Raw genomic sequence first — 26,173 nt, 5'->3', positions numbered from 1 at the left:
AGAAACTTTAAAATAAATAACTTGAGAGGAGTTGTAATGTCAAAGTTTGTCTATGCTTTTAGCGAAGGTAATAAAGAAATGAGAGATTTGCTTGGTGGAAAAGGAGCAAATCTAAGTGAAATGTTAAATAGTGGTTTACCTGTTCCTGATGGTTTTACAGTTACTACAGAGGCTTGTCTTAAGTATTATGATGATAGGCAGAAGCTTTCTGAAGGATTAAAGGAGGAGATATTTGCTAGTGTTGAGAAGTTAGAGCAAAGAACTGGTAAAAAGTTTGGAGGTTCAGAGAATCCTTTATTAGTATCAGTCCGTTCAGGCGCTAGAGTTTCAATGCCGGGGATGATGGATACAGTTTTAAACCTTGGGCTAAATGATGATGTAGCTAAAGCGATGATAGCTAAGACAAATAACGAACAATTTGTTTATGATAGTTATAGAAGATTTATTATGATGTTTGCCGATGTTGTTATGGACTGTGAGAAGCATGGTTTTGACAAAATTTTAGAAGCAAAAAAAGCTGAAAGAAAAGTTGCTTTAGATTGTGATCTAAATGGCGATGATTATAAGCAGATTGTTGATGATTATAAGAAACTATATAAAAAGCTAGTTGGTAAAGATTTCCCATCTAATGCGAAAGAGCAGTTGTTAGCGGCGGTTGAGGCTGTATTTAAGTCATGGAATGCTGAAAGGGCAATTATTTATCGTGAAATTAATAATATTTCTAATAACTGGGGTACTGCAGTAAACGTTCAAGAGATGGTTTACGGAAACTCAGGTAATAATTCAGGTACGGGAGTTGCTTTTACAAGAAACCCATCTACTGGCGATAATGAGCTTTTTGGTGAGTATTTAATTAATGCTCAAGGAGAGGATGTGGTTGCAGGAGTTAGAACTCCATCTCACATATCTACTCTTAAAGATGCGATGCCAGAAGTTTATGAAGAGTTTGTTAAGATTGCGACTAACCTAGAGAAAGTTTATAAAAATATGCAGGATATGGAGTTTACTATTGAAGATGGTAAGCTTTTTATGTTGCAAACAAGAAATGGTAAAAGAACTGCAAAGGCAGCTATAAAAATAGCTGTTGATATGGTAAAAGAAGGTCTGATAACAAATGAAGAAGCTGTAATGATGGTTGAGCCTCATTTGTTAGAGCAATTGTTGCATCCTAAATTTGATGAAAAAGCATTAGCTTCTAAAAGAGCTTTAGGTTCTGGATTGGGAGCATCGCCTGGTGCTGCTAGTGGTAGAATATATTTTGATGTTGATTCTTTACTTGCTGCTAAGGCTAGAGGTGAGGAAAAAACAATACTTGTTAGGATTGAAACTTCTCCAGAAGACATTGCAGGGATGAATGCTTGTAATGGTATTTTGACTTTACGTGGTGGTATGACTTCTCATGCGGCCGTTGTGGCACGTGGTATGGGTAAATGTTGTGTTTCTGGATTAGAAACAGCAAGAATTAATGAAGAAGAAAAAACTATTACTTTCGAAAGAGGCCAAGTTTTTGGAGAGGGTGATTATATTTCTTTAGATGGTACAAAGGGTAGTGTTTATAGAGGTATTATTAAAACAGTTGATCCAGAAGTTACAGCTGAATTTGAAGCTTTCATGAAATTTGTAGATGAAGTAAGAAAGTTAAGAGTTAGATGTAATGCTGATACTAGATCTGATGCAGCTACAGCAAGAATGTTTGGAGCTGAAGGAATAGGCTTATGTCGTACAGAACATATGTTTTTTGAAGATACGCGTATTTCTTATGTAAGACAAATGATTCTTGCTAAAAACAAAGTTGAGAGACAAAAAGCTCTTGATAAGTTACTTCCTGTACAACAACAAGACTTTGAAGAGCTTTTTGAAGTTATGGATGGCTTAGCTGTTACAGTTAGATTTATAGATCCTCCACTTCATGAGTTTTTACCAAGAGAACATGAAGAAGTAGAGGCTTTAGCAAGAGAACTTAAAGTAAGTGTAGAAGAGCTTGAGGGTAGGATTGAGTCTTTATCTGAAGTGAATCCTATGATGGGTCATAGAGGGTGTAGACTAGCAGTTTCTTATCCTGAAATTATAGTTATGCAAACAAAAGCAATTATTTATGCAGCTATTTCTGTTAAAAGGATGGGTATAGCAGTAAGTCCCGAGTTAATGATTCCATTAGTAAGTACACTTGGTGAATTTAAGTTATTAAGTGGAATCGTCAGAGAAACAGCAGATGCTATCTTAGCAAGAGAAAAAATGGATATTGACTATAAAGTTGGTGTTATGCTTGAGACTCCAAGAGGAGCTATAGGTGCAGGTATGCTTGCAGAAGCTGGAAGTGAGTTTTTCTCTTTTGGTACAAATGATCTTACTCAGATGACATTTGGCTTTAGTAGAGATGATGCAAATAAGTTTATTAAGGAATACTTAGAAAAAGGTATCTTAAGTTTTGATCCATTTGCTAGATTAGATCCTAAAGGCGTTGGTAAACTTATGCAAATAGCTAAAGAAGGTGTTAAAGCTGTTAATCCTAAGGCTAAGATGGGTATTTGTGGAGAGCATGGAGGAGAACCTTATTCGGTAGCTTTCTGTCATGATCTAGGCTTAGATTATGTTTCTTGCTCACCATTTAGAGTGCCTGTAGCTAGGCTATCTGCAGCACAAGCTAAAATATACGCAGATAAGAATAATTAATTAACTTTTATCTCTTATAAGTCTTGACAAAAATTACTTTAAATATATAATTTACCGCATGTCCCGTTCGTCTAGAGGCCTAGGACACCGCCCTTTCACGGCGGCAACAGGGGTTCGAATCCCCTACGGGATACCAAATTTAAATATCTATTCTTATTAATTCAAATTAATTTCATATATAATTCTTTGTTAAAACATTTAATTAATATTTTTATATGTTAGCTGTTGTACAAAGAGTTAGCTGTGCAAGTGTGTCTGTAGATAATCTGATGGTTGGGTCTATAAATAAGGGCTTAATGGCTCTAGTTTGTATAGAGCCTGATGATTTACCAAATAATTTTGAAAAAATGGCTGATAAGCTAATAAATTATCGTATTTTTGAAGATGAAAATAATAAGATGAATCTATCTGTATCTTCTATAAATGGAGGTATTCTAATTGTTCCCCAGTTTACTCTTGCTGCAGAAACTAAAAAAGGATTAAGGCCTAGCTTCAGTAACGCCTGTCCTCCAAGTAAGGCAAAAGAGCTATTTGAGAGGTTTGTTGAAATTATTAAGTCCAAATATTCAAAAATAGAGACAGGAGTTTTTGGGGCTGATATGAAAGTTTCTTTAGTTAATGATGGTCCTGTTACTTTCAATTTTAAGGTATAAAAATATGAGTAAAAAAATCTGTATAGTTGGTGGTAACGGTGAAATGGGTCAAATGACTCAGAAACTATTCTCAAAGTATTTTCCTGATTATGAAGTGACTATTTTTGGCAGTAGGGATTGGGCGAATCCACAGTCTAAATTAGAAAATAAGGATTTAGTCATAATATCTGTACCTATTTATCTTACGAAAGAAATAATAGATAGAGTGGTTCCATTTTTATCAGAAGAGTGTGTATTAGCAGATTATACAAGTATTAAGCAAGAGCCTTTAGAGGCTATGTTAAGTGCATATCAAGGACCCGTGGTTGGACTACATCCAATATTTGGGCCTACTGTTGAAATTCCTGATAAACAAGTGATAACTGTTTGTGATGGGAGAGGTGAAGAAAAATATAAGTGGTTATTAGATGATCTAGAAAGTATTGGTTTTAGTATAGAGCATATGTCAGCTAAAGATCATGATGAGATTATGACGTTTGTGCAAGGTATTGAGCATTTTAGTGTTTATTGTTTAGGACTCTTTCTAAAGAAAAAGAATATCGATATAGATAGAGTTCTAAAGTTAGCAAGTCCAGTTTATAAGATGGAATTAAATATTGTTGGAAGACTTTTTAGTCAAGGCCCTGGACTATATGCCGATATAATAATGTCTGATGATAGTAGAAAAGAAATGGTAGTGGAGTTTGCAGAATTTGTTCAACAAAATGCAAAGGGTGTAGAAAAGGGCGATAAAGAAACCTTTATAGAAAACTTTAAACAAGTTAAAAACTGGATGGGAGATTTTGCAGATAAAGCTTATAAAGAAAGTGATAAGCTTTTATTAAGAAAATAATATTTATGGATAGATAGCATTAATCAGTATGAGAATAGATAGTTCCAACTGAAAACGGGATTAGAGGAATGCTATCTGGTGAGATATCTGGTGAATATAAAGTTTGTTCGATATTACAATCATTGCCAGTTCTTTCACCAGTTTTACATTCTAAACCATAATTTTTTAAATATATTCTATTGTTAGTTGTATCATGTAGACGTTGAATATTTTGCATTACTGGTAAATTTGAGAAACTAGAAGGAAGAGTATCTTTGCTTTCTTCTAATTGGTTTGTGGCAATGTAATAATATAGATTTCCACTAGATCTATAACTTGCCCAGAAAAGTCCCACACCAGTTATAGTTGCTGTAGGAGAATCAAGCATTGTACCGGACTGGCCTCCACTTAATACTTTCATTGGACTATCTAGCTCACCTATTTTGACTAGACTATCTTGATAGTAAATAAAGTTTTGACTATCTCCAACCTCTAGATAGTTAAAGCTATTGCTACTAGTTGGAACTATTATAGATTCACGACTAGTATCAGAGTAGGTATTCATGTGTTCTCCTGTAATATTAGTAGAAGTCCCCCCATATACTGATAGAAGTTTACTTATATGTTTGTCATTTATATTTCCTACTCTTGCATAAACATATTTTCCACTATTTAGCCCACCAGATGGATTAGGGATAGATAAAAATAGTTTGTCTTCTGTAAAATCTCTATAAGAATCATCATCACCATCATTAAACAGGAATGATAATTCATTTCCTGATATTGCTGAAGGCAAGTAACTATAAAATGCTAAACCTAAGTTATTATCAGTATATAGACCACATTCTCCAATAGTATCACCATTTTCTAAGTGTGTATCTAGAGCGTTATAGTCAATCGACTGTGTATGGGCATTATCTAGATTTCCTGGAGGGTAATGACATATGGTAATTTTGTGATTATTGTTACCGTTGCCATTATCTCCGTTATTGCCATTACCATTACCATTACCATAAGTTTCATATACTTGAACTAGGCCAGCATAATCAAGTTTATCAGCTATAATTAAGCTAGGAGCAGAATTATCAGTTGGTTGGTACCATTTTATTTTTAGTATCAAATATGGAGGCGCTAACTCAGATTTAGGATCATTAATTCCTACAGTTTTCCATACTGCTGAAATAGGTGAGGCGTCAAGTATACTAGTTAATGGAATACTCGTTGTATATATATAGTAATGGTCATATATAGCAATATAAAGTATCCATCTACCGTCAACAAGATCCCAGCCTAATATGGTTTTAAAGTTGGCTTTAAAGTCAGAGCTTGCATCTGATGGAAGAGGTATAGTTTTATTGGCACCTATTAATTTTAAGCTTTCATTTACTCTTTTAAGTGAATCAACATATCCCATCTCTGTATCAAGAATGCTACCATCATTTAATCGATGAGTTTTTTCTGAGTCGTTCATAGCATTTAAATTAACTATAGGAACATTTATAGGGATAAGATCATCACTATACTGTTTGTAAGAGCTAGGAGGTAGAACATTGTATCTAATAGCTCTATTAAAGATAGTGCTATCGTTTTTGTTAAAGCTTTGATTAATTACAAACTGTAAGTAGGCATCAGCATTATAAAGTTCAGCATTATAATATATAGGCTCAAAGCTTTGAATTTCAGAATGAATTATGACATCTCCTACTGATGAGTCTGGGATCTGTTGATTAGAAAAAGGACTTAGTAAACTAGTATCAATTTGATTAGTTAAATCTCCTTTTCTTAAAAGATCACTTTGTAAAGCTTCGTTTATACCTTTATTTCTTAGTAAATTTACCTTTAATGTATATCCCACACCAGCTAATACAATGCCTATTGTAGTTGCAAATATAAGAGTGAGGGCTAAGGAGCTACCTTTTTGTTTCTTAAGCATAATAATTCCTCCCTAATCTTTAAGTCTTATAACTATATTTGAGTTTTCACCATTTATAGTCAGTTGTATTCTCATTGCATCTATTTGATTAAATAGATTTTTTCTATATCTTACTTCATCAGTATCAAACACACTAGGCTCTTTCCAATCACTATCTGCGTTGCCTGTGCCTAGCTTATGTAAAGTAATTTGCATATTAGAGATGTTATCGATTATTTCTAGTTGCTGAGTTGAATTGTTATTTTTAGAGAAGCTGAATAAAGAGTTTATTTGTTGCCCATTTTCATCAACTCTTAGTTCACCATCAGGATCAGAGCTATTCCCAATATAATACACTGTTGGTTGATATCTACCTATGTAGTCACCACTATAAACACTCCATTTAAGGTTGTTCGTGAGAGTTATCTTTCCATCTGCAATGCTACTTACTCTACCTAATGTATAAGCAATGGCACTGCCAATGATTACATAATCATTGGCTGCTAGTTGACTAGCAAAGTCATTACTTACTCCTAGTTCGTTAGAGCCTGACAAGGTATTGTCAGTAAGGGTTGATTCTATATTGCTTCCTTGTAGTAATATATAATCTGTACCAGCTACAGCATTTTCTGGCAGTATCGAATTACTAATTGAATCACCTACTGTTTCAATATAAATCCTAGGCATAATTCTATTATTTTCATGACCAAACTCGGGTACACTATCTTCAGTTATATTTTCAATATCATGCCAAGAAAAGAGACCATATTTTGAATTAAAGCCAGCATTTACTATAGCGCTAGATAATGCAACTTGAGTTTCATTAGCACTAGCTAAAGTTTTTAGCTCTAATTCATTTAAGGTGAAATCTTTTTTTGCAGCTAAATAAACCTCTACTGATATTCCTACAGTTATAATAGTTATAAGGGAAGCAATTAATAATTCAACAATTGTAAATCCTTTGTTTTTTAAGAACATACATTACCTCCGTTTTGGTTTGTTTGAGTATGTGTGCTTTCACCTAAAATAACATCTGAGATGGCAACTAAGTCTTTAGAAATGTTCAAATCTCGATTTGTGGCAGTGAAAGTATATGTTTTAGTAGTGCTAGAAGGACCGTCAGATATATTATAACAGAATATAATAAGCCCATGATTTCCATTAAAGTCATTTTCATTAAAAGTTCCTAGGGTATCAAACATTATTACTCGGTCATCTAATTCACGAAGTAATTCCGTTTGAGTATTTTGCATAACTGCATTCATACGATAATTAGAAATTAAAGAAAAAGCATAAAAAGAAACAAGCATGATGATTATAGTTGAGATTAAAGCCTCAATTAGAGCTACTCCTTTTTGTTTCCTTTTCTTTTTCATAGGTTTGGAACGATTTTATTATGATGATTACATTATTGCATAATTTTTATTTTATTTACATGAATTTAAAATTAATTTTTATATTATTTGCAAATATTTTATTTATTCAAGTAGCTATTTTTTGGTAAAAATTATAAATTTATATAATTGATTAATTTTGATTAAGCTTTAATTAATAAGGGTTATAAGTGCTTCATTCCGCGAGCAATAAATTTAAAGGAGTTTCATTGATTGAGACTTTAGTTGCATTAACGATACTGTTATCTGTTTTATTTATATTTTTCATTTTATTTGATGCACTTATTGCTAAAGACTATAGTTTAAATAAAAAAATTCAAGAATCAGATAACTTACAACAGGCAGCTGCTGAAATGAAAATAGCAGGAGTGTCTAGTAATGCGGCTGTCGGAGCTACAGATAATGGAGATGGTACAAATACTATACTGATTTCCTCAAAAGAGAATTCAAATAATACAAATAGAGTTACTATCATAGCAAATAAACCACAAGTAAAATTAAATCTTATAAGTTGTCTTAATAAGAAATGTGTCTTTAATGCCGAGGGCTCTATTGCAGATGGTGCATTATACAGTTATAGTTCTACAGGAAGTAATGTCAGTATTTCTCCAGAGACTACATCTAGTGCTTCTCAAAATATAGAGATTGAATACTCAGACTATGGACAGTATGAGGTTACACTTACTGTGACTGATAAATATAGTATTAAAGATAGTAAAACTATTCCTGTTACTATCTCGCCACCACCACCTCCAGAACCTATTTTAAACTTTGGAGAATGTAATGCTTCTGAATGTACATTTAATGCATCTGGAACAGTTATATATACAGAAAATGCTATTTATACCTATAATTTCGGTGGTGGGGCTGATGATATTGTTACTACAGAGATTAATCAGAATGTATTAGCTCAATATAGCTCTTATGGTAGTAAAACAGTTTCTCTGACTGTTACTGATGAGGCTGATCAAGAGGTAACAGTAACTAAAGATATTGAAGTTAATCCTTTTGATATTGAGCTTAGATATTTACCAAATTATCTTAATGGGACAGGATATGTTGTAAATCTTATAGGTCAAGATATTGTAGATGGTACGCCAGTAACTGTTAATGTGATTAATAACGCAAATTCGATGTCCGCAATTGGGGTGGATAAATGGGATGCTTATGCATCTAGCTGCCAGTCTACTTTACCTGTTAATTATAATTCTTTTATGGATGGTTACACTAGTTACTATTGTAATACTCTGGGAGGAGATCCTTCTTTTAAAGGTGTGGGAATATTGTATGCAGGACAAAATCCAATAACTATAGAAATCTCATATTTAGATTATAGTGTGACTCAGAGTTTTAACGTTGTGTTATTTAATGAGTAGTAAATATCAGAAAGGAATCACTTTAATAGAATTATTAATATCTATGACTATATCATTAATAGTTATAGGTGGTGCTATAACTACATATATTAGTGTTAAAAAGATCTATAAAAATATTAATGAACAAGCTGATAATAATGTAAAAGCTTTGATGGTAAAACAAGTCTTTGAAAATATCTTAAGTAATATGGGTTTTGCATGTGTGTATGGTTCGCAGAATCAATCTTTTGAAGATAATACAGGAGATAATATGTTAAATATCTTAGAAAAAGGCGTGGCTTCTGTAGGTAATGTGCCTTTTCCTAATGATTATGGTTTACCAAATAGCATGGAAAGTGATTGTATTGGAGAATGTTTTCAAGCTGGGACTGATTATTTAATGATTCAAAGAGATACGGAATACACAAATACGGTATCTGATAGTTCAGGACTTATATTTACCGTGCCAAAAAATTCCATAAAAGAATTAGCAAATGATGAGTATATTATTACTTGTACAGCTAATACCTATAATCTTATGAAGATATCGGATGTTACAAATAGTGGAGAAGAGTCAAGCATAACGATATCTAATAGTATAGATTCTTCTATAGGCAAAGGCGCTTATATTGGTAAGTATGAGTTAGATATATATTATATAAGAGATACAGGTAGACTTGATAAGTCAGGTAATAAGGTGTATTCATTATATCTTTATATTAGAGATAGCTCTTCTAGAGGCGTGTCATATGAGCTTATAGATGGAGTTAGTAATCTGAAAATAGCATACGTAAAGTCAGAAGATGTTTTACAAGGAAGTAATATAAGTTGGAGTAATATTGGCTCTACAACTAAGCTAGATAAGGATGTTTCCGGTTTAAAGCTATCTTTTGATATTAATGGACAAACATATAATAGAATTATTCCGATAAATGTTAGTTAAATACTCAGAAATACAAAAAGGCTCAGCCCTAGTTTATGTGTTAATAATAGCCTTTGTTTTAATGATAGTAATTTCTGGAGCCTCTTATGTAAGTAAGTTGAACACGCTATCTAGTTTAGGATTAGATAATTTGCTTGCATCAAAGTTTTCAGTTGATAGTTATTTAGAGAATTATTTGGGAAATAACTCTACAGTTCAAAATATTGATGAAACAAAAGGAGGATTTCGTTATCAAATAACTAAGATGGGGTCTGGTAGTACAATAGCATTAGGACCTTTTATTAGTGGAGAAGTTTACTCCGATGAGCCTGCGATAGCTAAAGTAGATAAGTTTGCATATAGGGTATTTAATGATGATTCAGATGCAAAACTTATTGGGTCTAGAGAGTTTTTGTATAGTACATCAACTTTTAAAAATATAACTAAATATTCTCAGTATGATAATAGTTTAGTGCCAGTTAATGTTCCTTACATAAATACAAAATTTTTATCTAGCGATGAAAAGGATTTGAGATTAAGTAATAATTCTCTTATTAATTCTGAGGTTGGTTTTATAGGAGCTTTTGAGATTGATGGTACAACAATTAGTTTTAAGTCTAGAGTTGGAGGATCTTTTGATCTGACTTTGCCTGAAGGAGTTGGTAATATTAGTTCACTAAGTGTGGGATGGGATTTGGCTAATGGTAGATGGACTATGTATGTAGCTGTTGTCATTAACGATGGATTAGAGCTTTATACTTCATCAACAGCTTTAAGTACCTTGGTTCAAAATTCAGAGCAAGCAAAAACTGATTTATCAAGTTGGATAATTAGAGCTGACTTTGCTAATAACTCAATAAAAAACTTAGTTTGGTCTAATACGCCGACCACAATATTGTCATTTTTTAGTGAAAATTCTGCATCTCATTGGGAGTATTATCAAGTGGATCTTGCAGATAATTCTTTAGCAGAGAAAATAGGCGAGTATCCTAGTACAGTTTCAGCAAGCTATGGAATACAGACTTCTTCACAACGTACGATGGATTCATTAAATTCGAGAGATATTATAATAAATAATGTAAATGCTTTAGCTAGTGATAATATGAATGGACTAACTATCAACGGCGTTAGTTATCCAGTTATTAGTAAATACCATTCATCAAACTATAATAAGCTACCATTAATAATGATGGTTGATGGTAGTAGTTATATATATGGAATGGTTAATTCTACTAATCTTGATCATGATGGGAATATTGATTTTTTCACTTATGATGTGTCTGATGCTAATCAAGTTTTTGATTCTATAGATGTTAGCTCTATTGGCTCTATAAACTATAATGGAGAAATTACAAAGGCTGTTATAGTAAGGTTTGGATATATATTTTTAATAACTGATAAAAAAATATATATGATTGGTACTGATAGTAGTAATCATATTTCTTTGGCTGAAGATCCTATAAGTATTAGTGTAAGTAATCAAAATATACAAATATTGTTTGATGAGGACAGAAAACAAATTTATGCCATGCCAAATGCTATGGAATGTGATTTGGGGCTAGAAACTGATTGTGGCATAGAAAAAAGGATATATTTCTCAAAAGATTTTTCCAGCATTTTAAATCCGGTTAATGGACTTTTCTATATTAGAGACTCTGTGAGTGTTTAATATTTAATAGTTATAGTTACTTAATTTTGTATGGTAATATGAATTTTAAAGTTACTCCTAAATTTATTATTAATGTTTTCAAAATCTTTTGGTAGTGTGTTGTTAATTATAGGTACAACTATAGGTGCAGGGATGCTTTCTTTACCTCTTATAGTTGCTTCATGTGGCTTTTTTACAGCAATAGTTTTATTAATAATGTCATGGAGTGTAATGTATTTAATGGCACTGAAACTATTAAAAGTATGCTCTGAATATCCATTAGGGGTTAATTTCACAACTATGATGGAATCGCGTTCTTCTAGAGCATATCAACTATTTTTTACAGTTGTATACATGCTACTTTTATATTCATTAATGTCGGCTTACACGACCCAGGGAGCTAGCCTTATTGAAGCTATAGGGCAGGCTGCTACAAAAGATGCTTCATCTGATATAAATACAGCAGTTAGTGCAATTATCTTTATTCTGATTTTTAGCTCATTTATGTATAGTTATAAGATTAGTGATTATGCAAATAGAACATTTGTATTTTTAAAACTGGTATTTTTTATTTTATGTTTGGGATGGATGGTTGTATATATTAATCCAGATTATTTGAAAGTAACTCCATTATCTATACTAGCTTTAGTGTTTGCATGGCCAACGCTTTTACCATCATTTGGTTTTCAAAATATTATTCCGGTTTTATATGAATATCAGGAGGGTGATATAAATAGTATTCGTAAGAGTATACTTATAGGTAGCCTTAGTGTTCTATTCATATATATATTGTGGTTACTTTTATGTTTAGCCTTAATTCCTCAGGCTGGGGAGCATAGTTATCAAAGTATTTTTGCCAAAGGGAACAGCTTAGGTGATTTTGTGGCTGAAATAAAAATGATAACTAGTTCGGCAACAATACAATTATTTTTAAATGTATTTGTTAACGTGGCGATTATCACATCATTTTTATGTGTTGGAATATCACTTATGCATTATATAAGAGATATTTTCTCAAGATTTAATAGGAAGATAAATTATATAAACGTTAGTTTATTGACTTTTATTCCACCATTGATATTTACAATATTCTATCCAAAAGGGTTTATTCTTGCTTTGCAATATGCAGCTATATTTGCAGTAATAGTGTTTGTGTTTACACCAATGCTTTTAGATAAAGAAAATAAAATAAGATTGCCAAATATGTATGCTGCAATATTGGGAGGATTGGTAATTGTTTGTCAAATTATCAGTTTGGTTTTTACAGTAAATCCATTTGCGAACTTTTTTGCTTAGAAGTTTCTTTTAAGATAATGTTTAGAACTCTTCTTAAAGGTTCAGCAGCTCCCCAAAGTAGTTGATCACCAACTGTGAAACAATGAAATATGTCATCAGCTATTAGAGACTGTTTAATACGACCAATGGCAATATCTAACGTTCCAGAAGTTGCTTGAGGAGTTAAATTTTTTAAAGTGTCTTCTTTATTATTTTCAACAACTTTAACCCATTTGTTACCTTTAGATATTTTCTCTTGGATTTCTTTGATGGTTAGTTTTTTCTTTAGTTTAATTGTAAGTGCTTGAGAGTGAGATCTTAAACTAGGAACTCTCACACAAACTCCATCAACAGGGATATATGTTTTAGTAGCAAGTATTTTGTTAAGTTCAGTAGCAGCTTTATATTCTTCTTTAGTTTGTCCATTCTCCATAGCAACATCTATCCAAGGTAGTAGATTGTATGCTAGGGTTTGAACAGTTTTTTCCTGAGGAATTAATGAAGCATTTTTTGACAACTCTCTTAGTGTCTTTTCTCTAGTTAAGATGTCTTTGTTTGCATCATCTTTTTCATTTAAAAGTTTAGTTTGTACCAGTAACTCTTGCATAGCCGCTGCACCAGATCCTGAGATAGCTTGGTAAGTGCTAGAGTTAACCCATTCAACTAAGTCTTCCTTTAATAGACCAGATATTGCTAATGACATTAAACTAACAGTACAGTTACTTCCAATAAAATCTTTCTTACCACTTTGTATAGCTTTTACAATTTGATCATGGTTAAGAGGATCTAAAACTAAAGTGCTATCTTTCTCTAAGCGTAAAGCAGATGCAGCATCTATCCAAAACCCTTTCCAGCTAGAAGCTCTAAGTTTTGGATATATTTCTTTTGTGTACTCTCCACCTTGACAGCTTAGAAGAATATCCATCTTGCTCAATTGCTTAACATCATTAGCATCCTGTAATAGTCCATATTTTTCTATGAAACCTGAACCTTTTTGGCCTACTTGCGAAGTTGAAAAGAAAGTTGGTGCGATATTATCAAAATCTTTTGACTCAACCATTCTAGACATTAAAACAGAGCCGACCATTCCTCGCCAACCAATAAAACCTACTTTAAGCATAAAAATCCCCATAATTCTTAGTGATAAAATTTACTGTTAAAGTATAATACAAAACTAGCTAATTTTATATTTGTTAAACATAAGAGTGTGAGTATGATAGTACATAAGTTTGGTGGGAGTAGTCTTGCTACAGCAGAAAAAATAAAAAATGTTTCTAATATTGTAACTTGTAAAGATGAGGCTATAGTTGTTTCAGCATCTGCAAAAACAACTAGAAACCTGCAGAAAAGTATAGACCAAGCTATAGCTGGACAAGATTATGATGAAACTATTAATTTAATTTTTGATCATCATAATGAAATTATTAAAGAACTAATGCCAAATGATGAGGATTTAAGTTCATTAATACTTACAGACTTGCGTAATATAAAACATATTCTAAGTACAATGACTATTACAGGTTTTTGTGCAGACAGCTTAAGATTTTTCATTTTAGGTTTTGGTGAAATATGGTCTGCTCAGATTTTAACAGCGTATTTGAAGTCAAAGGGTGAAAATTCATATTTTATTGATGCTTCTGAATGTTTAATTGTTAATGATAGTAATTATCCAGTTGCAGTTAATTGGCAGGTAAGTTTAGAGAAACTTGAAGCTATCATAGAAGCTAATCCAGCCGATGTGTATGTAATCACAGGTTTTATTGCTCAAAATAAGTATGGAAAGAGAACTATCTTGGGCTTAAACTGTAGTGATTATTCAGCAGCAATCTTTGCAAGGCTTTTACAGTCAAGAAAATTATATATTTGGACAGATGTTGCAGGTGTATATAGTGCTAATCCACAAGTAGTTCCAGAAGCAAAACCACTTACTAAATTAACTTACAAAGAAGCTTTAGAGTTAGCATATTTTGGGGCATCTGTTGTACATCCTCTTACTATTGCACCTATGGCTTTAGAGAATACTCCTATATATATAAAGAGTAGTTATACACCTAATGAAGAAGGTACAAAAATAAGCGCTGAAAAAGATGAAGATCAAGGACTTATTAAAGGTTTAACAAGTGTGCCTAATGTTGCTATTGTTCGAGTCCAAGGTGCTGGTATGATAGGTGTTTCAGGTATTTCAGTTAAGGTTTTTGGAGCTTTAGAGAAAGCTAAAGTTTCTGTGATGATGATATCTCAGGCAAGCTCGGAATATTCAATATGTTTCGCAATTGACAGTTCTGACGCTGATAAAGCGACAGAAGCTTTAAGAACAGAGTTTGAAAGAGATATAAAGAGCAATCTTATCGAAGAGATAGTGGTTGAGAAGCATTATTCTCTAATTACGGCTGTTGGTGAAGGGATGAAAGCTAAGACTGGATCACTAGCAAAATTAGTTAATTCACTTAAGTTAGCTAACATAAATATTCATGCTATCGCTCAGGGATCATCCGAAAGAAGCGTGACTTTCGCAGTCAAAGCAGAAGATGAAAATCGAGGTGTTCAAGCTATGCACCGTCACTATAACACTGTAAGTGATGATATTGCTATTGCGGTAATAGGAGCTGGAAAAATTGGTAAAGCTTTTATTAAGCAAATGAAACAAACTTATGAAAGCTGGTATGCTAAAGGTGTAAATTTAGTCCTTATTGGAGTAACTAACTCTAAAGGGATGAGAATTGTTTATGAAAATCTTTTATTTGATAACATAGACAATCTGTTAGCTGAAAAAACAGAACCAGTTAATTTAGAGAAATTAGCTGACTTTATGTCTCGCGCATCTGCTACTAAAAAAATTGTTATAGATACTACAGCTAGTGAAACTGTTTCTAAAAACTATATTAAGTTTTTACAGAAAGGACTAAGTGTTGTAACTCCTAACAAATATGCTAATTCAGGTAATTATGAATATTACCAAGAACTAAGAAAAGCAGCTAGTTTAAATGGAGCAAGCTTTTTATATGAAACGAACGTTTGTGCAGGCTTGCCACTTATAAACACATTACAAAATATGGTTGAGAGTGGAGATGATGTTAAATCTATTAAAGGTATTTTCTCAGGAACATTAAGTTATTTATTCACGCAATTAAATAATGGTGTAGTTTTCTCTGATGCTGTTAAGATGGCATATGATGCAGGTTATACAGAACCAGATCCTAGACAAGACTTATCGGGTATGGATGTTGCAAGAAAAACTACAATCTTAGCAAGAGAAATAGGTTTAAATATAGGTTTAAATGATCTGGTTATAGAGAACTTAGTCCCAGAAGAACTAAGAGAGTGTAGTGTAGAAGAATTTTTTGAAAAACTTCCTACATTTAATAATCAGATAATGAAGCAGATTGAAAATAAAAAACAAAATCTTGCAGGAGTTCATTATGTTGGAACTATCGAAAATGGAAGTGCTAATGTAGGTATCCAAGCGTACGATGAAAGTAGTCCGTTTGCTAATGTAAAAGGTACGGATAATATAGTGATGATAACCACTGAAAGATATACTCAACCTATGGTTATCCAAGGTGCTGGGGCTGGTGTTCAAGTTACGGCGGCAGGTGTTTATGCAGATGTTATAACTGTAATAAGAGAAAAGTAATAATTTATATGAAACTTGCTAACATAAATTCATCTAAAGCTTTTGCTCCGGCAACTAGCGCAAACTTTGCAGTTGGATATGATCTTTTAGGTTTTGCTATAGATGGAGTGGGAGATACTATAGAGCTTAAAAAAAGAAATGATTCTAAGCTCGTTATAAAAGAAATAATTGGAGTAACTGGGGCTGATAAACTTCCTTTTGATAGTGAAAAAAATGTTGCAACAGCCGTTATTAAAAAATTTCTTTCAGATAAAAAAATTGATATTGGTTTTGATGTTTATATTAAGAAAGGTATAACGCTTGGTTCGGGTATGGGTGGTTCAGCTGCTTCTTCTGTTGCTGCGCTAGTAGCCATGAATGTTTTTTTTGAAAAGCCATATTCATATGATGATTTGATTGATTATGCTATCTATGGTGAAAGCCTTATATCTGGGTCTTTTCATGGGGATAATGCTGTGCCGTGTATGTTTGGTGGTTTAGTATTGTTACAAAGCTCAAAACCATGTAAAAAAATAGACCTACCAATTGTAGATTGTAATGTTGCTATTGTTTGTCCAGATCTTTCAATAGAAACAAAAAAAGCTAGAGAGCTCTTAAAAGAACCGTATGATTTGTCTAAAATTGTTGAACATAGCTCCTGTTTGGCATCAGTTATAAGTGCTTTATATACTCATAATATAGATCTATTGGGCGAAAGCTTGAAAGATGTACTTATTGAGCCAAGAAGAGCAGGGTTGATAACTGGGTATTATGATGTTCAGAAAGCTGCTAAAGATGCTGGAGCTATTGCATGCGGGATATCTGGCTCTGGACCGACTATGTTTGCTTTGGTTAAAAAAGAAGATAATGTTGATGTGGTTGTTAATGCTATGAGAAATAAATTTAATGAGTTTGGTTTGAGCTCTGATAGCTGGATTAGTGCTATGAGCAAGAAAGGCGCATACTTATTAGAGAAAAAATAATAAAGGTAGAAGAATGAATTTTATTAGTACTAGAGGTAATAATATCAAGGTTTCATTAAGTGAAGCTATGCAGTCTGGACTAGCTCCTGATGGAGGATTATTTGTTCCAGAAAGATTTCCTACAGTTGATTGGAAAAGCTTTGAGAAGGGTATGAGTTATCCAGAATTTGCTGCAAGTATGTTAAAAGAGTTCTTTGAAGGAGATAAATTAGAACCGTTTTTACATAAAATTTGTCAAAATGCTTTTACATTTCCAGTACCAGTAAAAAGGCTAAATAAAAACACCTCTATTTTAGAACTATTTCATGGTCCAACTTTATCATTTAAAGATTTTGGGGCTAGATTCTTAGCAAATTGTTTAAGCTTCATTGAAAGTGATAAACCTTTTACTATACTTGTTGCTACTTCAGGAGATACTGGATCTGCTGTGGCAGCAGCGTTCTATGGAAAGAGAAATATTAGAGTAGTAGTTATGTTTCCTAGAGGAAAAATATCTAAAAGACAAGAAAGACAAATAACTTGCTGGGGCGATAATATTCAAGCTGTTGAAGTTGAAGGAGTCTTTGATGATTGCCAAGCTTTAGTTAAGGAAGCTTTTAGAACACCGTGGTGGATAGAAAGAACAAAACTAAATACTTCAAATAGTATAAATATTGGTCGTTTACTACCTCAATCTACTTATTACGCTTATACATCATGGCAGTATTATTTGGAAACAGGAAAGAAGGCAAATTATATAGTACCTTCTGGAAACGTTGGTAATATTACAGCAGCTTTTTGGGCTAAAGAGATGGGTTTCCCTATAGATGAAATATCTATGAGTTTAAATGCAAATGATACGATCGTTGATTATTTAGATACTGGTAAGTTTAATCCAAGAGCAAGTGTTGAAACATTAGCAAATGCAATGGATGTGGGAAATCCTAGTAATTTTGAAAGGCTATTGTATTTATTAGGAGACTATGAGAGTTTTAGAAAAAATGTGAAAGCTATTTGTGTCTCTGATTTTGAAATTATAGAAGAAATAAAACAAGTATATGACCAATATGGTGAGATTATCTGTCCTCATACGGCAACAGGTTTTGTTGCTAGAAGCCAATATGATAATGATAAAGATTACATAGTTGTGTCAACAGCGCATCCTGCTAAATTTGAATCTGTTATTGAACCTATATTGAACATTAATGTTCCTCCAACAGAAGCATTACAAGAGCTTTTAGAAAGAGAGCAACATAAAGTCACAATCACTAAATCTATGGATGAACTTTGTGAAGTTTATAGATTGCAAAAATAAAATTTAAGTGAGTGTTTATTTACCCTATATTCTAATTGTATTAGCTTTATTTCTTTTATGGAGAAAAGAGCTTCGACCAATAAGTGGCATAGTTTTTGCAGTTTCTATCATATTTGCTTTGAATGTCGGGATAGTTGGGCCACAGGGGTTAATATTAATTTTTCTTACACTATTTATTTCTCTCAGTTTAAATAATTCTTTAAAAAAGCCTTTGATACATATTTTTATAGCATTATTAGCTTTTGTATTTTTGCTGCTTTTATCTGCCCATATAATCTCAGGTTTTAATAATTTAAGATTATTAGATAATGTTTATATATCAAAAGATGCTATACCTTTTTCATTGTATCTTAACTATGATTCGATGGTGATGGCCGTATGGTTTACTTTTGTTTTCTACTCAAATAGAACTATCAAGGTTTACTGAAATACCTTCAGTTATTAAGTTTGGATTATTATATGGTTTAATAAGTATTGTTGTTTTAATTCCAATAATTTTTGTGTTAGGTTTTGCACATTGGGACTTTAAATTAACGAAATTAACTTTGTTATTTGCGGTTGTTAATCTGATTTTTACGTGTATCCCTGAGGAGATATTTTGGAGAGGCTTTGTTCAGAATAGCATAGCGAAATATAGTGGAAATATTCTAGCTGTATTAGTCACCTCTATTCTGTTTGCGGTGATACATATTATTTTTGCAGGTGTCAATTTTGCTATATTAGCTTTTATAGCAAGCTTAATTTATGGATTTAGTTATGTAAAAACTAAGAAATTAGAAGTAAGTATAATTTGCCACTATTTTGTAAATATGGCTCAATTTATATTTGTAACCTATCCTATATTAAAAAGTGCTTGGATAACTTAATTTTAAAGCATTCTCTCTAATATTTTATCTTTGTTTATGAAATGATAAGTAGTTCCAGCAATATGTAAAATTATACAAGTAATTAGTACATAAATAGTAGTAGTGTGGATATTCCATAAAAAGCTAGCTACTGGTTTTATTAATGGAACTGGTAAAGTGACATCTAAGCCCCAAAAAGGTACAGGATGATGACCGAAAGAGCTACATAACCAGCCTGATAAAATCATTGTGAAAACGCTAGCGTAAAGCATAAAGTGAATAAACTTGGCAAAAATAAGTTTAGGTAGAGCTATCTTAATTTCATAATCAGGCTTGTGCATTTTTGTAAAACGCCAAATAAGGCGGAATGTCATTACTATCAAAAGTGTTATTCCAGTAGATTTATGAAACCATATCACGGAATAATTATTTGTAAAAGCAGCAGTAAAGCCTAAGCAGATCATTGTAAATATTAGAATTACGCTGATCCAGTGCAATAGTCTTGAAGTTAAATCGTATTTATACATTTTTTTAGCAAAAGAGATTAATCTTAAAAATAAATTATGAATAATAATTCATATAAAGACAAATGAAAAAAATACCAACTGATAATTTTTTTTCAAAGGTATATAATTAGACTTTATAAAATATATAAAATTTGAAATGTTCTTCTAATTATGAGATTTGTTGATGAAGTAGTAGTTAAATTACAGGCTGGTAAAGGCGGTAATGGATGCGTTAGTTTCCGTAGAGAGAAATATGTCCCAAGAGGTGGTCCAGATGGTGGCGACGGCGGACATGGGGGTAGTATTTACTTACAGGCTGATGAAGGTGTAAATACTCTTATAGACTATAGATATAAGAGAGAATATCAGGCAGAAAATGGACAAGCCGGTATGGGTAGAAATTGCTATGGAAAAGCGGGTGATGATTTATATCTTGTAGTTCCAGTAGGTACAAGCGTCTTTGATATCGAAACTGATATAAAGATGGGTGAAGTGTTAAAGCATGGAGAGACCTTCAAGATTGTTTCTGGTGGAAAAAGAGGTATAGGAAACGTACATTTTAAGAGCAGTACAAACCAAGCACCAAGAAAGTTTACCTTAGGAGAAGAGGGTGAGTATAAAGAAGTTAGGCTTGAGCTTAACTTATTAGCGGATATAGCTCTTTTAGGTTTGCCAAATGCTGGTAAATCAACCTTAATAAGATCAGTTTCAGCAGCTACTCCTAAGGTAGCAGACTATCCTTTTACAACAATGTACCCTCATCTAGGGGTAGTAAAAGTAGGTGTTGATAGCTTCGTAATGGCAGATATTCCTGGAGTTATAGAAGGTGCTGCAGAAGGTGCTGGTTTAGGCTTAAGATTTTTAAAACATTTAACAAGAGCAAGATGTGTGCTGCATGTGGTAGATATTTCACCATTTGATAATTCTGATTCAGCAGAAAACTACTTTGCAGTTGAGAAAGAGTTAAAAAAATATAGTGAAGAACTTTACAATAAACCAAGACTTCTGGTTATAAATAAGATTGATCTATTAGCTGATGAGGTTGATTCTAGATGTCAGGAATTCGTGGAAAAAATAAATTGGAAAGATAAACAATACTATAAAGTATCGGCTTATATGAAGAAAGGTACAGAAGAGTTAGCAAAAAGCTTAAATGAATTTTTAACTAAAGAAGAATAGCGTGTTATTTCTATGAAAATAAGAAATCTTATATTTGGTTCACCGATTCCTAGTGCAGAGCAGCAAGAACAGAAATTAGGTTTACTTTCTGGCTTTGCAATACTTTCTTCTAATGCATTATCATCTATAGCATATGCAACAGCAGAGATTTTTATAGTGCTTGCAGCAGCAGGGGCTACAGCTATAGCGCAATATTCGTTAGAAGTTGGTTTGATGGTGGTATTGTTGATATTACTTATGGGATTTTCTTATGCTCAGGTAATAAAGACTCATCCAGAAGGCGGTGGATCTTACTCTGTTGTGAAAACTAATTTTGGAGAAAAAACTTTATTATTAACAGCAGCTTCTCTAATTATTGATTATATATTGACAGTTGCTGTATCTGTATCGACTGCTACGTTTGCAATAAGCTCGGCTTTTCCTATTTTCTATAAGTATACTGTTGAGATTTCTCTAATTTTATTAGCAATTATTATGATAATAAACCTTCGAGGAGTTAGGTCAACAGCTAAAGCTTTTGTATGGCCAACGTATATGTTTGTTATAGCTATTTTAGTTATGATTTTGATAGGGATGTATAAGTACTATACTGGATCATTAGGGTTTTTTAGTTATTCAGAGGAATATAGAGAACATATTCAGAATACCTCTACAGTTCTAACAATCACACTAATACTTAGAGCTTTCTCATCAGGTAGTTCGGCTTTAACAGGTATCGAATCTTATGCTAATGGGATAGCAACCTATCAGTTCCCTATAATGAAAAAAGCAATAGTTGGTTTAAGTCTTATGATTGCATTATCTGTGGTAATGTTTTCAGGAGTTACATTCTTAGCAGCAAAGATGCAAATATTACCTCAGCAAGCGGAAAGTGCTTTATCTCAGGTGGGGCATATGATCTTTGGTGATGGGGTGGCATATTATTTCTTACAAGCTGCGACCTGTTTAATATTGCTTATGGCAGCAAACACTTGCTTCACTGGATTTCCTAGACTTGCAGCTATTATAAGTAAAGATGGTTATTTACCTGAGCAATTACAAAAACTTGGAGATAGATTAGCATTTAAAAATGGAATTATTTCATTAACTATCTTATCGGGTATATTAATAATTGTTTTTAATGCGAATGTTACAGACCTTATTCCATTGTATGCTTTTGGTGTATTTGTAGCTTTTACTCTTTGTCAGGCAGGACTTATAAAGTATTGGTATAACAATAAAAGATATTATAAGAGCTGGGGCTTAAGAGCATTTCTAAATACAGTAGGATGTATAGCTACTTTTGCAGTTGTCGTGACTATCGTTGAAAGTAAATTCTTTGAAGGTATTTGGATAGTTATTGTAGTAACTCCAATAATCATGTTTATGCTTTATAGAACAAAAAAGCATTATGATATAAGAGAGGCTAATCTTGCATTAAGTATAGATGAGGCTGTAGTTGGAGCTTCAATAAAAGGTTTGGTTAAGCCTAAAATAGTTTTATTAGTATCTAGAATACATAGAGGAACAATAGAAGCTCTTCAACTTGCTAGAAATTTATCTAATGATATTACACCAGTGTATGTATCTTCAGATGAAGAGAAAATTAGTCAAATTAAATACCAATGGAAAAATTTAGGTTTTGACGAAAAGCTTTTAGTCTTAAGACCAGTATATAATTCATTTATAGCTCCAGTACTACAGACATTACGTAAAAATGACTTGAGAGAGGCTGAAAGAGGTCATTCAGTAGTTATTATTCCTGAAGTTGTTAATACAAAATGGTGGCACTTCTTATTGCATAATCAGAATTCTAGGATGCTAAAAATGGCTATTGCTGCAATGGATAGGAAAGATAAAAATTCAGCAACAAGGGTCGTAATATCTGTGCCTTACAAGGCGGATTAGATGAAAAGCTTTTTCAAGAATTATTGGCTTATCTCATCGCCATTTTGGAAAACTAAAAGTGGCTTTATAGCTATTTTCTTATTGATGATTTGTACTGTTTTTGAATTCTCTAGCGTTGGTTTAAGTGTTTATTTAAACAGCTGGAACGTTGATTTTTATAATGCTATTCAACAGTATGATAAAGCGCTTTTGATTCATCAGCTGATTATTTTTGCAGTAATAATTTTCTTTATGTTACTTAATAGCTTTTTAGCATATTTTATTGGACAGTATTTTACAATATTTATGAGAAAGCCTCTGACCGAATACTATGTTAAGAATTGGCTAGGTACAAAAAGTTATTTAAAAGATTCAAAATCATATGATAATCCGGAAGAGAGGATTAGTTATGACATTCAGCAACTTATTGTATTGTCAAAATACTTTTTTTTAGGAACTATTCGTAGTGTTTCTTCATTTATCTCATTTTCGATAGTATTGTGGGGATTATCTGGAATTTTATCTTTTTCTCTATGGGGATCTGAATTTAAAATTCATGGATACCTATTTTGGATAGCCGTGATTCTTGGTTTTACAAATATGTGGCTAGTTTTTAAGGTTGGTAGTCCTTTAAAACAACTCTTATATAACCAACAAAAATATGAAGCAGATTTTAGATATAAATTATCTGTAGTTAGAAACAATAAGGCTTCTATTTATGATAATCAATCTGAAAAAAGGGAGTATTTAACTTCTAGAAGAAACTTTAGTTCAATTGTAAAAAATTTTTATAGTGTGACTTTTAGACAGGCTAAGATAGATATTGTTTCGACTTTTTTTACACAAATATACGCTATTTTGGGTAGTATATTAGCTCTTCCAAGATACTTTGCTAAGGAACTTAGTTTTGGTCAGATGATGCAGGTTAATTCGGCTTTTATGCAAGCAATTTTTCCTATGTTATTTTTTGTATATTCTTATGATAATTTAGCTGAATTGAGGGCTAATATTACTAGGCTTTCTGAGTTAAAGAAGTCTATGGATGAAGACGTTAAAGAGGATAGATTAAGAATAATTAATCCAGAGCAAAAAGAGTTATTAAAACTCAATAATGTTTCAATAACTAGACAAGTAGATACGTTGCTGGAAGGGTTAAGTTTTTCTTTGTTTGAAGCGGATAGCTTATTTATACATGGTAGGACTGGATTAGGGAAGACTAGTTTATTAAGAGTTATAAATGGACATAGTGACTTTTTCCTTGGCGAGATTATCTTTAATAAATTTCCAAAAACTTTATTCTTGGCACAAAAACCTTATTTCCCAGAAGATGACTTCAAAAGAGCTATTTTTTATCCATCATTTGTAAATATTCCATCAGATGAAGAGTTTGAAAAGATATTGGATATTTTAGAGCTAGGATGTTTGAAAAAGTTTATAGGCACTAAGTATGATTGGAGAAACATTCTATCATCAGGAGAACAGCAAAAATTACGTTTCTGTAAAATTTTTATTAAAAAATATGATTTAGTTTTATTAGATGAAGCTACTTCAAATGTTGATGCAAAATCAGAGGAAAAAATATATCAACTACTGAAAGAAAAGCATATGGCATTTATTACAGTTAGCCATAATGAAAGAGCGAGAAAGTTTCACTCTAAAATATTAGAGTTACAGCAGTTTAATTAATAAGTAAGTGAACTATAATACTTGCAAAATACCCGATAGCTATTACCCAAGTCCATTTTAAATGTCCCATGAATGTATATTTGCCTTTAGATTTACCCATTACAGCTACCCCAGCGGCTGAACCTATGGATAACAAGCTTCCACCAACGCCAGCAGTTAGAGTTACTAATAGCCATTGAGAATGCTCCATAACAGGGTGCATACTTAATACAGCGAACATTACAGGGATATTATCAACTACCGCTGATAGTATTCCTATTATTGTATTTGCTTGAGTGTGTGCTGAAAATAAATTTGGAGCTATTGATTGCATATCAGTATAAATATATTGAGAGGCAATTCCTAAGTAGCCTAGAGTTGCTAAACCTTGCACAGCAACTAAAATTCCATAGAAAAATAATAAAGTATCCCATTCAGCATTTTTTATATTTTGAAAAATATCAAAGGCATGAGGATGCATTTTATGTGCATGAGGTAGATCTTTGTTTTCTCTTATTAGTTTTCTACCATATAAGTAGTCAAATATCATTACATATCCAAGGCCAGTCATCATTCCTAATGCAGGAGGTAAATGTAATAAATGTTCAAATGCTACAGCTGTAGCGATGGTGAGGATAAATAGAATTATTATAACTATAGCGCCCCTTTTAAACGCAACCCTTTCTTCGATAATGGTTTGAGCCTGCATTTTTGGTAAAAATATACTCATTATAATCGCAGGGACTAAGAAATTGACAAGCGATGGGATAAAGATTGCAAAAAATTCTGTGAATTTAACAGCACCTGACTGCCATACCATTAATGTTGTTATATCTCCAAAAGGAGAGAAAGCACCACCTGCATTAGATGCAATAACAACGTTTACACAAGCCATTGTTATAAATTTTGTATTATTTTTGCCTATAGCAAGCACTACGGTACTCATTACTAACGCGGTAGTTAAATTATCAGCAACAGCTGAAAGGAAAAATGAGATTATACCAGTTAGCCAAAAAATAGTGAGGTAACCACAACCAGATCTTAATAGAATGCTTTTTAATTTATCAAATACATTTCTATCTTCAAGAAGGTTTATGTATGCCATAGCAACTACTAAAAATAATAATAGCTCTCCATACTCAACCATGATGTGGTTGAAGTTTTCATTAACAATATTGCTTGCACCTAACTCTTTTCCAACTAAAGCAACTAAGATCCATATTAATCCCGCTCCGATAATCACTGGTTTTGACTTGTTTAAATGAGTGACATCCTCAGTCATTACTAGAAGATAAGTTATAATAAAAACTAATACTGCTATTATTGCTAAAGTATGAGTAGTTGCATCCATAGTATTGGTACTAGATTCTCCAGCGAAAGAGAATATGGGAAGTAGAAGTGATATTAATAAAAACAGTATTTTTCTAGACATTATTTATATAAAAATATTTATTTGGAAACAATTATAACATTAAGATATTAGATTCTAATTATTTGTGATGTTAAATATTTACTATTTTGGTACAATTACTGCCCAATATTTTCAAATTTAAAATAATAATAATATTTTTAAGGAGGT

21 protein-coding genes and 1 tRNA gene are annotated in these 26,173 nt (G+C 32.3%); 16 read left to right on the top strand and 6 right to left on the bottom strand.

Translation table 11 applies throughout. The features are described 5' to 3' along the window. Window positions 1-36: 36 nt before the first annotated feature. From ppdK to tyrA, 4 genes are all read left to right on the top strand, one after another. The gene (ppdK, locus tag KX01_RS01160; protein WP_071663255.1) at window positions 37-2,673 is read left to right on the top strand and encodes a pyruvate, phosphate dikinase; all 2,637 of its coding nucleotides are present in this window, start codon (window positions 37-39) and stop codon (window positions 2,671-2,673) included. Window positions 2,674-2,733: 60 nt separating this feature from the next. After that, a tRNA-Glu gene (locus KX01_RS01155) sits at window positions 2,734-2,809 on the top strand. A 79-nt stretch (window positions 2,810-2,888) separates the two neighbouring features. Further along, the gene (gene dtd, locus KX01_RS01150) at window positions 2,889-3,326 is read left to right on the top strand and encodes a D-aminoacyl-tRNA deacylase (protein ID WP_071663254.1); all 438 of its coding nucleotides are present in this window, start codon (window positions 2,889-2,891) and stop codon (window positions 3,324-3,326) included. A 4-nt stretch (window positions 3,327-3,330) separates the two neighbouring features. Continuing rightward, window positions 3,331-4,158, top strand: coding sequence for a bifunctional chorismate mutase/prephenate dehydrogenase (gene tyrA / locus KX01_RS01145; protein ID WP_071663253.1), 828 nt, complete (start codon window positions 3,331-3,333; stop codon window positions 4,156-4,158). 19 nt (window positions 4,159-4,177) lie between these two features. Here tyrA and KX01_RS01140 read toward each other — a convergent pair whose 3' ends face one another. From KX01_RS01140 to KX01_RS01130, 3 genes are read right to left on the bottom strand one after another with little or no spacing between them, the layout of a single operon-like run. After that, window positions 4,178-6,070 (bottom strand): hypothetical protein, encoded by a 1,893-nt coding sequence (locus KX01_RS01140; RefSeq protein ID WP_071663252.1) that lies wholly within the window; start codon window positions 6,068-6,070, stop codon window positions 4,178-4,180. 12 nt (window positions 6,071-6,082) lie between these two features. Then, entirely contained in the window at window positions 6,083-7,027 is a 945-nt protein-coding gene (locus KX01_RS01135) for a hypothetical protein (RefSeq protein ID WP_071663251.1), read from the bottom strand. Further along, entirely contained in the window at window positions 7,018-7,425 is a 408-nt protein-coding gene (locus tag KX01_RS01130; protein ID WP_071663250.1) for a hypothetical protein, read from the bottom strand. The genes KX01_RS01135 and KX01_RS01130 overlap by 10 nt, the downstream gene beginning before the upstream one ends. Before the next feature lie 188 nt (window positions 7,426-7,613). Here KX01_RS01130 and KX01_RS01125 point away from each other — a divergent pair, with 188 nt between their 5' ends. The 4 genes from KX01_RS01125 to KX01_RS01110 all read left to right on the top strand — a co-directional run bounded on the left by KX01_RS01125 (window position 7,614) and on the right by KX01_RS01110 (window position 12,664). Continuing rightward, window positions 7,614-8,819 (top strand): PKD domain-containing protein, encoded by a 1,206-nt coding sequence (locus KX01_RS01125; RefSeq protein ID WP_156860355.1) that lies wholly within the window; start codon window positions 7,614-7,616, stop codon window positions 8,817-8,819. Then, the gene (locus KX01_RS01120) at window positions 8,812-9,741 is read left to right on the top strand and encodes a PilW family protein (RefSeq protein WP_071663248.1); all 930 of its coding nucleotides are present in this window, start codon (window positions 8,812-8,814) and stop codon (window positions 9,739-9,741) included. Before KX01_RS01125 ends, KX01_RS01120 begins: the two co-directional genes overlap by 8 nt. Beyond that, on the top strand, window positions 9,731-11,389 hold the full coding sequence (locus KX01_RS01115) for a hypothetical protein (RefSeq protein WP_071663247.1): 1,659 nt from the start codon (window positions 9,731-9,733) through the stop codon (window positions 11,387-11,389). The genes KX01_RS01120 and KX01_RS01115 overlap by 11 nt, the downstream gene beginning before the upstream one ends. 72 nt (window positions 11,390-11,461) lie before the next feature. Continuing rightward, window positions 11,462-12,664 (top strand): amino acid permease, encoded by a 1,203-nt coding sequence (locus KX01_RS01110; RefSeq protein WP_071663246.1) that lies wholly within the window; start codon window positions 11,462-11,464, stop codon window positions 12,662-12,664. On the opposite strand, the gene asd is transcribed toward KX01_RS01110, so the two are convergent. Next, window positions 12,630-13,763 carry an aspartate-semialdehyde dehydrogenase gene (gene asd / locus KX01_RS01105; RefSeq protein ID WP_071663245.1) on the bottom strand — a complete coding sequence of 378 codons (1,134 nt, stop codon included), beginning with the start codon at window positions 13,761-13,763 and terminating at the stop codon, window positions 12,630-12,632. The genes KX01_RS01110 and asd overlap by 35 nt on opposite strands. A 93-nt stretch (window positions 13,764-13,856) precedes the next feature. Here asd and thrA point away from each other — a divergent pair, with 93 nt between their 5' ends. From thrA to KX01_RS09265, 5 genes are read left to right on the top strand one after another with little or no spacing between them, the layout of a single operon-like run. After that, the gene (thrA, locus tag KX01_RS01100) at window positions 13,857-16,277 is read left to right on the top strand and encodes a bifunctional aspartate kinase/homoserine dehydrogenase I (protein WP_071663244.1); all 2,421 of its coding nucleotides are present in this window, start codon (window positions 13,857-13,859) and stop codon (window positions 16,275-16,277) included. Window positions 16,278-16,285: 8 nt separating this feature from the next. Continuing rightward, window positions 16,286-17,239 (top strand): homoserine kinase, encoded by a 954-nt coding sequence (locus KX01_RS01095; protein WP_071663243.1) that lies wholly within the window; start codon window positions 16,286-16,288, stop codon window positions 17,237-17,239. Between the two features lie 13 nt (window positions 17,240-17,252). Beyond that, complete coding sequence (gene thrC / locus KX01_RS01090) at window positions 17,253-18,533, top strand: threonine synthase (RefSeq protein ID WP_071663242.1); 1,281 nt, start codon at window positions 17,253-17,255, stop codon at window positions 18,531-18,533. A 7-nt stretch (window positions 18,534-18,540) separates the two neighbouring features. Beyond that, entirely contained in the window at window positions 18,541-18,960 is a 420-nt protein-coding gene (locus KX01_RS09415; protein WP_083578877.1) for a hypothetical protein, read from the top strand. Beyond that, window positions 18,923-19,399, top strand: a complete 477-nt coding sequence (locus KX01_RS09265; RefSeq protein ID WP_083578876.1) for a CPBP family intramembrane glutamic endopeptidase — start codon at window positions 18,923-18,925, stop codon at window positions 19,397-19,399. Before KX01_RS09415 ends, KX01_RS09265 begins: the two co-directional genes overlap by 38 nt. A 2-nt stretch (window positions 19,400-19,401) precedes the next feature. Here KX01_RS09265 and KX01_RS01080 read toward each other — a convergent pair whose 3' ends face one another. After that, window positions 19,402-19,905 (bottom strand): cytochrome b, encoded by a 504-nt coding sequence (locus tag KX01_RS01080; protein WP_071663241.1) that lies wholly within the window; start codon window positions 19,903-19,905, stop codon window positions 19,402-19,404. Between the two features lie 150 nt (window positions 19,906-20,055). Here KX01_RS01080 and cgtA point away from each other — a divergent pair, with 150 nt between their 5' ends. Genes cgtA through KX01_RS01065 form a run of 3 tightly spaced genes read left to right on the top strand, consistent with a single transcriptional unit; the run spans window position 20,056 to window position 24,615 of the window. Beyond that, window positions 20,056-21,063, top strand: coding sequence for an Obg family GTPase CgtA (gene cgtA, locus KX01_RS01075; protein WP_071663240.1), 1,008 nt, complete (start codon window positions 20,056-20,058; stop codon window positions 21,061-21,063). 12 nt (window positions 21,064-21,075) lie between these two features. Next, entirely contained in the window at window positions 21,076-22,950 is a 1,875-nt protein-coding gene (locus KX01_RS01070) for an APC family permease (RefSeq protein ID WP_071663239.1), read from the top strand. Then, on the top strand, window positions 22,951-24,615 hold the full coding sequence (locus KX01_RS01065) for an ABC transporter ATP-binding protein/permease (RefSeq protein WP_071663238.1): 1,665 nt from the start codon (window positions 22,951-22,953) through the stop codon (window positions 24,613-24,615). It begins immediately after the preceding gene. On the opposite strand, the gene nhaD is transcribed toward KX01_RS01065, so the two are convergent. Further along, window positions 24,608-26,026 (bottom strand): sodium:proton antiporter NhaD, encoded by a 1,419-nt coding sequence (gene nhaD / locus KX01_RS01060; protein ID WP_071663237.1) that lies wholly within the window; start codon window positions 26,024-26,026, stop codon window positions 24,608-24,610. The two genes, KX01_RS01065 and nhaD, sit on opposite strands and share 8 nt — an antisense overlap. Between the last annotated feature and the right edge of the window lie 147 nt (window positions 26,027-26,173).

This window comes from Francisella frigiditurris (assembly GCF_001880225.1).
In the GTDB taxonomy this organism is placed as follows: Bacteria; Pseudomonadota; Gammaproteobacteria; order Francisellales; family Francisellaceae; genus Francisella; species Francisella frigiditurris.
Note: the sequence above shows the minus strand (reverse complement) of the source record. Positions and strands in the feature narration are given on the sequence as shown.

Coding starts and splice junctions, on each gene's coding strand:
- KX01_RS01120 (WP_071663248.1), top strand. CDS start 8,812: ATGAGTAGTAAATATCAGAAAGGAATCACTTTAATAGAATTATTAATA.
- nhaD (WP_071663237.1), bottom strand. CDS start 26,026: ATGTCTAGAAAAATACTGTTTTTATTAATATCACTTCTACTTCCCATA.
- KX01_RS01065 (WP_071663238.1), top strand. CDS start 22,951: ATGAAAAGCTTTTTCAAGAATTATTGGCTTATCTCATCGCCATTTTGG.
- KX01_RS01080 (WP_071663241.1), bottom strand. CDS start 19,905: ATGTATAAATACGATTTAACTTCAAGACTATTGCACTGGATCAGCGTA.
- dtd (WP_071663254.1), top strand. CDS start 2,889: ATGTTAGCTGTTGTACAAAGAGTTAGCTGTGCAAGTGTGTCTGTAGAT.
- tyrA (WP_071663253.1), top strand. CDS start 3,331: ATGAGTAAAAAAATCTGTATAGTTGGTGGTAACGGTGAAATGGGTCAA.
- KX01_RS01095 (WP_071663243.1), top strand. CDS start 16,286: ATGAAACTTGCTAACATAAATTCATCTAAAGCTTTTGCTCCGGCAACT.
- thrA (WP_071663244.1), top strand. CDS start 13,857: ATGATAGTACATAAGTTTGGTGGGAGTAGTCTTGCTACAGCAGAAAAA.
- KX01_RS01110 (WP_071663246.1), top strand. CDS start 11,462: ATGTTTTCAAAATCTTTTGGTAGTGTGTTGTTAATTATAGGTACAACT.
- KX01_RS01140 (WP_071663252.1), bottom strand. CDS start 6,070: ATGCTTAAGAAACAAAAAGGTAGCTCCTTAGCCCTCACTCTTATATTT.
- asd (WP_071663245.1), bottom strand. CDS start 13,763: ATGCTTAAAGTAGGTTTTATTGGTTGGCGAGGAATGGTCGGCTCTGTT.
- KX01_RS01070 (WP_071663239.1), top strand. CDS start 21,076: ATGAAAATAAGAAATCTTATATTTGGTTCACCGATTCCTAGTGCAGAG.
- cgtA (WP_071663240.1), top strand. CDS start 20,056: ATGAGATTTGTTGATGAAGTAGTAGTTAAATTACAGGCTGGTAAAGGC.
- KX01_RS01130 (WP_071663250.1), bottom strand. CDS start 7,425: ATGAAAAAGAAAAGGAAACAAAAAGGAGTAGCTCTAATTGAGGCTTTA.
- KX01_RS01135 (WP_071663251.1), bottom strand. CDS start 7,027: ATGTTCTTAAAAAACAAAGGATTTACAATTGTTGAATTATTAATTGCT.
- ppdK (WP_071663255.1), top strand. CDS start 37: ATGTCAAAGTTTGTCTATGCTTTTAGCGAAGGTAATAAAGAAATGAGA.
- thrC (WP_071663242.1), top strand. CDS start 17,253: ATGAATTTTATTAGTACTAGAGGTAATAATATCAAGGTTTCATTAAGT.
- KX01_RS01115 (WP_071663247.1), top strand. CDS start 9,731: ATGTTAGTTAAATACTCAGAAATACAAAAAGGCTCAGCCCTAGTTTAT.